This is a genomic window from Saccharothrix sp. NPDC042600, from assembly GCF_040647305.1.
Taxonomy (GTDB): domain Bacteria; phylum Actinomycetota; class Actinomycetes; order Mycobacteriales; family Pseudonocardiaceae; genus Actinosynnema; species Actinosynnema mutabilis.
In genome coordinates, this window is record NZ_JBEZBW010000172.1 from 1 (window position 1) to 10,634 (window position 10,634).

A 10,634-nucleotide genomic window follows, 5' to 3' on the forward strand; every position below is an offset into this window, starting at 1 on the left:
TCGTTCCCCGTACGGCCTGCCGGAGGCAACCACCCTTCTCCCTTCTTGGCAACCGGAAAAGCTGGTTGCCAAGAAGGGAGAAGCGCGGTTGGGCTTCGCCCAGGCCGTACGGGGAACGAACCGAGGCCCTTCCTTGGCTTGGCAGCCCAAAGAGAAGGGCGCGCTTCCCTGCGGGAAGCGCGCCCCTTCTTTTCCGTGTTGCGTCAGGCGATCTTGTCCACGCCCGGCTTGAGCTTCTCCAGCACCCACGGGATGTCCAGGGCGGTGGGGTAGCGCAGCGCCGAGATGGTTTCCATGTCCACCGACAGGTAGTTGCCGGCCTTGACCGGCGCGACGAGCTGGTTGGACTCGAAGGCCTGCTTGAGGTCCGGCGTGGTGAAGGCGACGATCACCAGGTCGGCGGCCAGCTTGTCGTACTGCTCCGGGTTGAGCGTGCCGGTCGGGCTGCCGGACTCGTTCTTGGTCGCGTCGGCGACGGTCGGGCTCAGCGTGAGGCCGGTCTGCTCGATCAGGCGGACGGCGAAGTCCTCCTTGGACACCAGCGTGAACATCTTGCCCGCGGTGTTCCCGACGGACGCGGTGAAGGTCTTGCCGGCGGCCTTCGGGTGGTCGGCCTTGAACTTGTCGATCGCGGCCTGCGTGGTGGAGATGATCTTGTCGCCGTCGGCGGTCTTGCCCAGCGCCTTGGCCACCACCTGGACGTGCTCCTGCCAGGTCTGCTTGCCCCAGTCGGTGGCGTAGCCGACGGTCGGCGCGAGCTTGGCCAGGTTCGGGTACTCCTGCTCCAAGCCGTAGGAGGAGGTGGCCAGGATCAGGTCCGGGGTGAACTTGCCGACCTGCTCGGGGTCCACGCCCGCGGCGGCGTCCACGATCTTGGTCTTGGCCGGGTCGAGCTTGCCCTTGAGCCAGCTCGGGACCGCGTCGCCGCCGGACTTGTTGAAGAACGCGACCGGGGTGACGCCCAGCGCGATGGCGGCGTCCAGGTCGTCGGTGGCGGTGCCCACGACGACGACCTTGGCCGGCTCCTTCGGGATCTCGGCCTTGCCGAACTTGTGCTCGATGGTCACCGGGAAGGCCGAGGAGCCCGCGCTCGACGTCGGGGTCGTCTGCGTGGAGGCGTCCTGCACGTCGCCGCACGCGATCAGGCCGAACCCGAGCACGGTCGCGAGCGAACCCGCGGAGAAGGCCCGGAACGCTCTGCCGGACAGACGAACCCTGCGAGACATGGCAACACCCTTTCGGTGGACAGTGCACTGGGGCTTGGAGCGTCGCAAGTGAAGCAAGGCTTACCTAAGAAAGCAATGCGTGACACTGCGACGCGGATCACGTTCACCCGCGCGCCGGATGCCGTTCACCGATTCAGCGCAGGTCGGGGGAGTGTCTGTTGTGGACTGATCCGGTTCGGGTGTGCGGCTGTCGGGGTGATTGACAAGTGATCGGCTCCGGCCCACTCTGGGAACGCTCCCAGTCATCACTGTCGATGAGGACCGCCCATGAGACCGCGCCTCGCCGTGCTGTCCCTTCCCGCCGCCCTGGTGGTCGCGCTGCTCGTGCCGCCGGCCTCGTCCGCCGGAACCGATGTGACGGTCACCGTCAACGCGCGGGCCGGGCTGGCGGCGGTTGATCCGACGGCCGTCGGGGTCAACCACGCGATTTGGGACGCTCAGCTGGGCACCGATGCCGTCGCCGACCTGTTGAAGGACGCGGGTGTCGGCGCGATGCGCTACCCCGGCGGCTCCTACTCGGACATCTACCACTGGCGCGACCACACCGCGCCCGGCGGGTACGTCGCTCCCAACACCAGCTTCGACCACTTCATGGCCGGTGTGCGGCGGGCCGGCGCGCGGCCGGTGATCACGGCCAACTACGGGACCGGGACGCCCGAAGAGGCCGCCGAGTGGGTCCGGTACGCCAACGTCGAGAAGGGGTACGGGGTCGAGTACTGGGAGATCGGGAACGAGAACTACGGCAACGGGCACTACGGGTCCGGTTGGGAGGCCGACGACCACCCCGACAAGAGCCCGGACCAGTACGCCCGGCTGGTGGTCGAGTACGCGTCGGCGATGAAGGCCGTCGATCCGACGATCAAGGTCGGCGCGGTGCTCACCTCGCCCGGCGAGTGGCCGGACGGCATCACCGCCGCCGGTGACGCCGGGTCGTGGAACCAGGTGGTGCTCTCGATCGCCGGACCGGTGGTGGACTTCGGCATCCTGCACTGGTACCCGGGCGGCAGCGGGGCCGAGGTGCTGACCAAGACCGACCGGGTCGCGGACATGGTCCGGTTGGCGCGTGAGCAGGCCCGGCGGTTCGCGGGCAAGGAACTGCCGATGGCCATGACCGAGGTCAACACCTCCTACGGGCGCAACACGCAGCCCGGCGCGTTGTTCGCGGCCGACGCCTACGCGACGTTGTTGGCCAACGGCGTGTTCAACGTCGACTGGTGGAACGTCCACAATGGAATGGGCACGGTGTCCACGATCGCCGGGCACACCGACTACGACGACTTCGGGCTGCTGTCCAGCGGGACCTGCTCGGGTGACGTGTGCCAGCCCGCGTTGAACACGCCGTTCGCGCCGTACCACGCGTTGGCGATGGTGTCGCGGTTCGCACGGCCCGGTGACCGGTTCGTCGCCGCGTCCAGCACGGACCCGCTCCTGCGGGCGCACGCCACGCGCCGCACGGACGGCGGGCTGGCCGTGATGCTGGTGAACCAGGACCCGGACAACGCCAAGGCGGTGTCCCTGCGGTACGCGGGGTACGCGCCGGCCGCCGACGCGCGGGTGTTGAGCTTCGGCAACGGTGACGCCGGGATCGCCACCACGTCCGGCAGCGCGTCCGGGGCGACGCTGCCGCCGTACTCGATCACGACGCTGGTCCTGCGCCCGACCGGCTCCACCGCCGGCCCCGCCACCCCGCCCCGCCCGGTGGCGGACGCGGTCACCGCCACCACCGCCACCCTGAGCTGGCCGACCCCGCCGGCGGGCGTGAAGTACGAGGTGCACCGGCACGCCGGCACGGCGGGCGAGCAGTGGGGCGAGACCACCGGGTCGTCCTTCACCGTCGCCAACCTCAAGCCCGGCACCGACTACACGGTCAACCTGGTGGCGCGCGACGGCGCGGGGCGTGTCTCGTGGGCCTCCGAACCGCTGACGTTCACCACCGGCACGCCCACGACGTCCCGGTGCGCGGTCACCTTCCGTGAGACCACCAACTGGGGCAACGGTTACGTCGCCACCGTGGAGATCGCCAACACCGGCGCCGAACCGCTCGACGGGTGGCAGTTGACCTGGACGTGGCCGACGAGGTGGCAGCAGGTGTCCAGCGGCTGGAACGCGGACTGGGCCCAGACGGGTGGGGACGTGCGGGTGTCGAGCACCTCCCGGCTCGCGCCCGGGGCCACCACGACCGCCGGTTTCGTCGGCGCGTACCAGGGCCCGAACGTGCTGCCGACCAGGTACACGCTCAACGGCACGCTCTGCACGACGCGCTGACCTGCGGTTCTCGGCGAAAACCGCTTGGACCGGGCGCACCGTCGATTAGAGTTCCGCCCGTGACCCGCCACGCCGCCCGTTCGGCTTCGGCAGCGGCGCTGGTGGCCCTCGCCTTCACGGCGGCCTGCTCGCCCGCGCCCGCCGAACCCGCCCCCACCTCGACGCGCACCACCCCGTCTTCGCTGCCCAAGGAAGTCGCGGACATGTGGGCGGAGAAGGTCGAGAGCCCCAAGAAGACCGCCGAGGACCTGTGCGGCCTCCTCACCGCGGCGGAAGTGACCGCGGCCGTGGGTGTGGAGGCGGCGGAGGGCGTCGCGAACGGGCCGGGCAAGTGCGCGTGGCCGATCGGCGGCACGGCCGACGCCAAGGGCCGCCCGGACGCCGGCGTGCTGCTCTCGACCCCGAAACCGATGGCGTGGCTGGGCGACAAGACCACGGTGTCCGGCCACCCGGCGCGCACCTCCGGCAGTGGCGGGACGCCCGTGTGCATGCTCCGGGTCCTGCTCCGCGAACCCGTCGAGGACCCGGACGACCGACCGGTGCTGGAGCTGTACGTCGTGACGAAGGAAGACGCCCCCCGCGACCAGTGCGAAGCGGCGCGCTCCCTGGCCGAACTCGCCCTGGACCGCCTGCCGGCCTGAGCCCTCATTCCTCGGGGTTGGCGGCCCGCCAGCGCGCGTGGTGGGTTTCGGCCAGGTGGTCGGCTTCGTGTTGGGCCGACGGTGAGACCTCGATGGCGCACCACTGTTCCAGGGTTGTCGCCATGCGCTGGACGAAGTCGCGGCCGGTGTCGGTCAGCGCCGAGCCGGTGAGCAGGGTTTTCGACACGCTCAGGGCCGCTCGGCGCCAGCGTGCGAACTCCGTCTCGCGGCCGGCTCGCAGGCAGAAGCCGGCGACGCCCAGGTGGGCGTACGCGCCGTGCAGCAGGCCGATGGCCGGGCGGGGGTCGGTGCGCCACGGGGCGTAGAAGCGTTGGCCGGAGTCGTTCCGCACCAACGGGAACAGGTCCATCAAGGCGACCAGTTTCGTGTGTTGCAGCTCGTGCGCCAGGGTCAGGGCGGCGGACTCCGGGTCGTGCGGCAGGGACAGGAAGACGCAGCCGAACGCGTCCGCGTGGGTGGCGCTGTTGACGCCCTCCCGCGGTGTCGCCAGCGGGGTCAGCACGGTGATCGCGGTGGCCAGTTCGGCGGCGACCTCGCCGTGGGACCGGCTCAGCACGGACCACGCGGCGGTGATCGTGTCCCGCCAGCGGCCCACGTCGAACTCCGCGGTGAGGGGCAGGCGGGTGGGTGGGCCGCCGTCCGGCCAGTGCTCCAAGGCGAACGTCGGGCCGTCGGGCACCACCACCTCGGGCGTGGGTCGCCAGGTGAGCCCGTCCACGGCGACCCGGCCGTGCGGGTCGCCTTCCAGCGGGCCGAGGGTGGGCAGCGCGGCGGACCGCGACCTCGGCAGGTCCACGGTCACGGAGGCGCCGGCGCGAACGGCCGCCGCCGCGGCCACGAACGCCAGGCCGGCCGGCGAACCACGTCCGATCGCGGCCCGGGTGGCCCACTCACCCACGGCGGGGTGGTCCACCACGCGGTGCACGGCCGCCGCCGGCAGGGTCTTCACCACCTCCAGGGCCCGGCGCGCCGCGACCGACCGGTCGGCGACGTGGCGGATGAGTTGCAGCGTCCGGCTGCGCCGCGCCCCGACCAGGAGGCGGACCGCCGCGGGGCCGCCGCCGCCCCGGGCGAGGGCGTCGAAGGTGGGTCGGGGCATGCGCGACAAGGCGGGCAAGGAAGCTCCTCGGAAGGCGCGGGAACGGGTGTCGGCGTAACCCCGGACGCCGATTCCCGGGAAATGATCTCGAAAAACCGGGGGCGGCGCGCGAGGGTCGGCGATTTCTCGGCTAACCTTCAGTCGAACACCGCGAACGGTTGGCGCACGTCGTCCGAACGGCGCATTGCGGTGTTCGGTGCCGGTGGTGGCCGGGCACCGGGGGTGGATCCGCGCGCGGAGGGGTGGACCATGTCTGACGAGGGCGTACTGGAGTCCGAGCTGCTCGACCTGGCCGACCTGGAACCGCGCGACCTGGACCGGATCGCCGCTCCCGCGCTCGGCGCGTCACTTCGCCGGATCCTGCTGGAGAGAGGACTGGAGGACCAATACGCCGCCTTCCAAAGTTCGTTGTAGCGCCCCTTCGTGCCCGCCAACCGGGTGAATTTCCCGCTCATTCTCCGCAATAAAGCGGAATCGCGTAATCCTCCGCCGGACCACTGCGATCTGGAGTAGTGATGAGCAGATCGGGACGCGCCACCGTCGTCGCCTTCCTGTCGGCGGCCGGCGGCCACGGGCGGACCAGCGCCGTCGCCAACCTCGCCTGGGTGCTGGCCGGGTCCGGCAAGCAGGTGCTCGTGCTCGACCACGGGTCCGAGCCGCCCCGCGTGCCCGAGTACCTGGAGCCCTTCTACCTCCGCGAGGCCACCCTGCCCGAGGCCGGCGCCGGGGCCACCGACCGGGACGCCCGGTGGACGGTGCGCCGCTACGCGCTGCCGGGCGCGGCGGGCCACATCGACGTGCTGGTCGGGGACGGCCCGCCCGACCCGGCGTCGGCGGTCTTCCGGGTCGGCGCGCACGACTACGTGCTGCTCGACGCCCCGACCACGGACGACCCCGCCGACGCCGCGACGCTGGCCGCGATCGCCGAGGTGGCCGACGTCGCCGTGGTCTGCTTCGCGCCCCGGTTCAAGACGATCAAGGACGCCGCCGCGCTCGCGACCGCCTTCCGCGCCCACTGCCCGGTGGACATCCCGATCGTCCCCGTCGCCACGATGTTCAACGCCGGCGACGACCCCCGCGCGCGCCGCAGCCTGGACGCCATCCGCGCCGCGTTCGCCCCGCTGGGCGGTCCCGGGCCGGACACCGCCGTGCAGATCCCCTACCGGCCCTACGAGGCGTTCGACCCGCTGCTCGCGGTGCTCGCCGAAGGCCCGGACGACACGACAGGGCTGCGCGAGCAGTACGAGCGGCTGGCCGCCGCGGTCACCGGCGGCGAGGTCACCGGCGTGCCGGCGGTGCCGCGCGCGGTCGCGTCCCGCTACCGGCGGGCGTTCGGCCTGGAGGACGCCGACGACCGCGACCGCGTCCTGGTGCTGCACGCCCCGCGCGACCGGGCCTGGGCGGACTGGGTGTGCGGCGTGCTGGCCCGCGCGGGCGCGCTGGCCGCGCCGCTGCGCCGCCGCCGCGAGTGGCTCGCCGACCCCGACCCGGTGGAACTGGTGGTGGTCTCGTCCTCGGCGTGGGACGCGGCGGGCATCGACCTGGCCGACCTGCCGGCGCACCGACCGCTCGACCCCGTGCGGCTCGCCGTCGAACCCGGCGAGCACGGACCCGCCGGCCTCACCCGGGTCATCGACATCGCCCGGCTGCCCGAGGCCGAGGCCCGCGCCCGGCTGCTGACCCACTTCGGCCTCATCGAGCCGCCCGCCGCGGCGCAGGACGGCCCGGCGCGCTTCCCGGCCACCGAACCCGCCGTCCTCTCGCTGCCGCCGCGCCACCCGCGTTTCGTTGGGCGCGACGACGACATCGAGGCGCTGCGCGACCGTTTGGTGGACCGCGGCGGGACCGTGGTGGTCGGCGGTGTGCCCGGCATCGGCAAGAGCGAACTGGCCCTGGAGTACGCGCACCGGTTCGCCGGCGACTACGACCTCGTGTGGTGGCTCCCGGCCCACGACCGCCAGGCCGTGCTGATCTCCGTCTCCCAGCTGGGCGACCGGATGCGCGACCCGGACCTCACCGACCAGGTGCCCACCCAGTACGGCACGACCTCCCCGCTGGCGGACCTGGCCGACGGGCCGCGGTTCACCCGCTGGCTGCTGGTCTACGACAACGCCGACGGCGGCGGCGTGCTGGGCGGTCTCGTCCCGGCGCGCCCCGGCTGCCACGTCCTGATCACCTCGTCCTCGGCGCCCGACCCGGACCTGGAACTGGCCGACCTGCCGTCGGGGGACAGCAACCGCCTGCTCGTCGCGCGCGTGCCCGGGTTGGGCGACCGGGACGCGGAGAGCGTCGCGGCGGCCGTCGACCACCTGCCCCTGGCGTTGGAGCTCAGCGTCTCCTGGCTGGCCGAGTCGGTGAACCGGGAACGCGCGACCGGGGCCGGGGTCGCCGACGCGGTCGCGTGGTCGGTGCGCGCCTTCCTGGACCGGCTGGGCGGCGAGCGGGCCGACCGCGACGTGGTGCGGCGGCTGGTCGGCGTGCTGACCGGGTCGTTGCGGGACACCCCGGCCGGGCGGGTCGCGGTGCTGCTGGCGGAGCTGTGCTCGTCCCTGTCCACGCAGGGCGTCGGGCTGCGGCTGGTGCGCTCGTCGGCCATGGTGGCGGCGCTGGTCGAGGCCGGGGGAGTGGACGCGGGGCCGTTGCGGCTGGACAGCTGGGAGGTCGACCGGGTCCTGTGGCTGGGCGCGCGGTACGGGCTGTTCCGCGTCGACTGGGGCGAGCGCAACAGCCTGCGCCTGCACCGGGTCGTGCAGCGGGCGCTGGTCGAGGCGATGCCACCGGCGCGGCGCGCGCTGCGCCGGGCGCAGGTGCTGCGCGTGCTCGCCGCGTTCGCGCCGACCGAGGCGGAGGAGGCCGAGGAGAGCGAGGACGGCCGGCGGGGGCGCGCCTGGCGGTTCCGCGAGCTGCAGAAGCACGTGTTCGCGTCGGGCGCGCTGGAGAGCGGGGACGAGGCGGTGCGCCGCTGGCTGGTCAACCAGCTCCGGTTCCTCTACACCGACGGCGGGGCCGCGGTCAGCCTGGCCTCGACCCGGCCGGGCCACGAGCTGCTCGCCCGGTGGACGCGCGAATTCGGGCCGGACGACCCGTTGCGGTCCCGCCTCGCGGCGCAGCTGGCCAACGTCGAACGCAGGCTCGGTCGTGCCGACGTGGCGCTGGAACTGGACCAGGGCGCGCTGCAACAGCAACGCCGAACCCTGGAACTGGCCAGCCCGCAGACCCTGATCACCGCTCGCGGCCTGGGCGGCGACCTGCGCGGCACGGGCGACTTCGGCGAGGCGTTGGACGAGGACCAGGCCACCTGGCTGGGGTTCCGCGACGCCCTGGGCGACGACCACCCGCACACCCGCAGCGCCGCGAACAACCTGGCCGAGTCGCTGTTCCTGTCCGGCGACCCGGCGGGCGCGCTGACCCTGGAGGTGGACAACTTCGAGCGCCGGTTGCGGTTGTTCGGCCCCGGCGACCCGAAGACGTGGTGGTCACGCACGCGGATCGGCGTCTACCAACGGGAACTGGGGCACTACGGCGCGGCGCTGGACTCGTTGCGCGAGGCCCGGGACCGGTTGAGCGGACCCGAGACCAACCCGGTCGAGCTGGTCGCGCAGTGGCACCTGGCCATCGTGCAGCGGCTGATGGGCGACGCCCGGACGGCGCGGCAGTCCAACACCCGCACCTTGCGCTCGCTGCGCGTCCTGCAAGGCCCACGCCACCCCGAGACGCTCGCGTGCGAGCTGAGCCTGGCCATGGACAACCGGGCGCTGGGCGACGCCGCGACCGCCGTCGAGCTGTCGGAGTCGGTGGTGGCCGGGTTGCCGGCGGGCTTGGCCGACGACCACCCGTTCGTCGGCCTGGCCAGGCTGTGCCTGGGCTTGAGCCTGTCCGCCGCCGACGCCGTGGACCGCGGCGGCCACGAGGTCGGCGCGGCGCTGAACGTCCTGACCCGGCGGCTGGGGGAGAGCCACCCGTGGACCCTGGCGGCGGAGGTGGCCCGGTCCCAGGTCACCGCCGCGCGCGGCGACCGCGAAGCGGCGCTGGAGTTGTTGGCGGACGCGCACCGGCGGTGCCGCGAGTACCTGGGAGACGAGCACCCGAGCACCCGGATCGCCGCCGCCAACCTCGGGGTCGCCCGCGAGGCCGGCGCCGAACTGGACAAGGGCTGGAGGACCATCGATGTCGACATCCCCCAAACGTGACGCCGACGGCGTCCCCGCGGTGCCGCACGAGGAGCAGGCGGACTTCCTGGGGGACACGTTCCTGGAGGCGAGGCAGGCGTGCCGGGAGGCCGTGGCCGAGGGTGCCCTGCCGTACGTGGCGTACTTCAGCCGCGGCGTCTTCACCTTCTCCACCGACGAGTTCGGCGACGCCGACACCGACCGGGCCGTGCTGAACCGGTTGGGCCGCCAACTGGGCCACGTGGTCGGCGACCTCGACCGAGCCCTCCAGGAGCCCCGCACCGGCCCGTTGATCCGCACGCTCCTGCACACCGACCACGGCGCGATCATGTGCAACCTGGTCGTGCCACGGGAGAACGTGGTCGCGGTGACCTTCGGCGCAGCCCACCCCGACCGCCCGCTCACGGACGTGGAAGAGGTCAACGAGGCGGACCGAGCACTGGCCGCCCTGGTGGCGCGCTTGCGCAAGCGCATCAGCCTGCCGTCGTTGAACCCGGGCGGCTGGGAGTCCGCGCAGGTGGTCCGCGCGTTGAACCCGGTGGGCGACAACGGCGAGCCGCGCGTGGCCGAGTACCAGGAACTACCGGAGGAGATCCGCAACGCGTGCCGGGCCAGCGTCCGACCGGAGGACTTGCACTACGTCGCGTACTACGCGGGCGGCGAACTGGCACTGGAAGCCGACCACCTGGACCATCCCACCTTGGAGCCGTTCTTCACCCAGGTGGCCGTGGACACCCGGCGCTCGTTCTACCGCGTCTTCGGCCGGCAGTTGGAGGCCGTGGCACGCCGCTTCAACCGACTCATCGCCGGTGGGCCTCCGGGCGGTCTCGTGCGAAGGTTCGTTTTGGATGTCGAGCAGGGTGCCGTCTACTACTACCGCCTGGATGTCGGTTCTTATCTCGTCGGCGTCACCATCGACCAGTCTCGCGTTCGCGACTCCGATGAGCGTCTTTCTCTTCTCTCTTCACGCTTCTCTTCTCTCCTTAGACGCTCTTCGCGCTGAGTCTGGGACGCGCTGGCGCGCTCTCAAGCTCGAACGCGCTGCGCGCTCTCAAGATCAAAAGCGCCTCGCCGGCGGGCAGGCCCCCGGGGAGGAAGAGCGTCGGTCTTTCCCCCGCACGGCCTGCCGGAGGCAACCACCCTTCTCCCTTCTTGGCAACCGGAAAAGCTGGTTGCCAAGAAGGGAGAAGCGCGGTTGGGCTGCGCCCAGGCC

The 10,634-nt window shown here is 72.4% G+C and carries 7 protein-coding genes; 5 read left to right on the plus strand and 2 right to left on the minus strand.

The window, feature by feature from the left end; genetic code table 11:
* Positions 1–203: 203 nt before the first annotated feature.
* Positions 204–1,226, minus strand: a complete 1,023-nt coding sequence (locus AB0A74_RS41440) for an ABC transporter substrate-binding protein (protein WP_358258538.1) — start codon at positions 1,224–1,226, stop codon at positions 204–206.
* A gap of 267 nt (positions 1,227–1,493) precedes the next feature.
* Here AB0A74_RS41440 and AB0A74_RS41445 point away from each other — a divergent pair, with 267 nt between their 5' ends.
* Together AB0A74_RS41445 and AB0A74_RS41450 are read left to right on the plus strand one after the other, a co-directional pair.
* On the plus strand, positions 1,494–3,491 hold the full coding sequence (locus tag AB0A74_RS41445) for a cellulose binding domain-containing protein (protein WP_358258540.1): 1,998 nt from the start codon (positions 1,494–1,496) through the stop codon (positions 3,489–3,491).
* A 59-nt stretch (positions 3,492–3,550) separates the two neighbouring features.
* Positions 3,551–4,132 (plus strand): DUF3558 family protein, encoded by a 582-nt coding sequence (locus AB0A74_RS41450; RefSeq protein WP_358258542.1) that lies wholly within the window; start codon positions 3,551–3,553, stop codon positions 4,130–4,132.
* Between the two features lie 4 nt (positions 4,133–4,136).
* On the opposite strand, the gene AB0A74_RS41455 is transcribed toward AB0A74_RS41450, so the two are convergent.
* Complete coding sequence (locus tag AB0A74_RS41455; protein ID WP_358258544.1) at positions 4,137–5,252, minus strand: HEXXH motif-containing putative peptide modification protein; 1,116 nt, start codon at positions 5,250–5,252, stop codon at positions 4,137–4,139.
* A gap of 249 nt (positions 5,253–5,501) precedes the next feature.
* On the opposite strand from AB0A74_RS41455, the gene fxsA reads away from it, so the two are divergent.
* From fxsA to AB0A74_RS41470, 3 genes are all read left to right on the plus strand, one after another.
* Positions 5,502–5,666 (plus strand): FxSxx-COOH cyclophane-containing RiPP peptide, encoded by a 165-nt coding sequence (gene fxsA / locus AB0A74_RS41460; RefSeq protein ID WP_343940029.1) that lies wholly within the window; start codon positions 5,502–5,504, stop codon positions 5,664–5,666.
* A 101-nt stretch (positions 5,667–5,767) separates the two neighbouring features.
* Positions 5,768–9,442 (plus strand): FxSxx-COOH system tetratricopeptide repeat protein, encoded by a 3,675-nt coding sequence (gene fxsT / locus AB0A74_RS41465; RefSeq protein ID WP_358258546.1) that lies wholly within the window; start codon positions 5,768–5,770, stop codon positions 9,440–9,442.
* Positions 9,420–10,424 (plus strand): hypothetical protein, encoded by a 1,005-nt coding sequence (locus AB0A74_RS41470; protein ID WP_358258548.1) that lies wholly within the window; start codon positions 9,420–9,422, stop codon positions 10,422–10,424. The genes fxsT and AB0A74_RS41470 overlap by 23 nt, the downstream gene beginning before the upstream one ends.
* Positions 10,425–10,634: the final 210 nt, after the last annotated feature.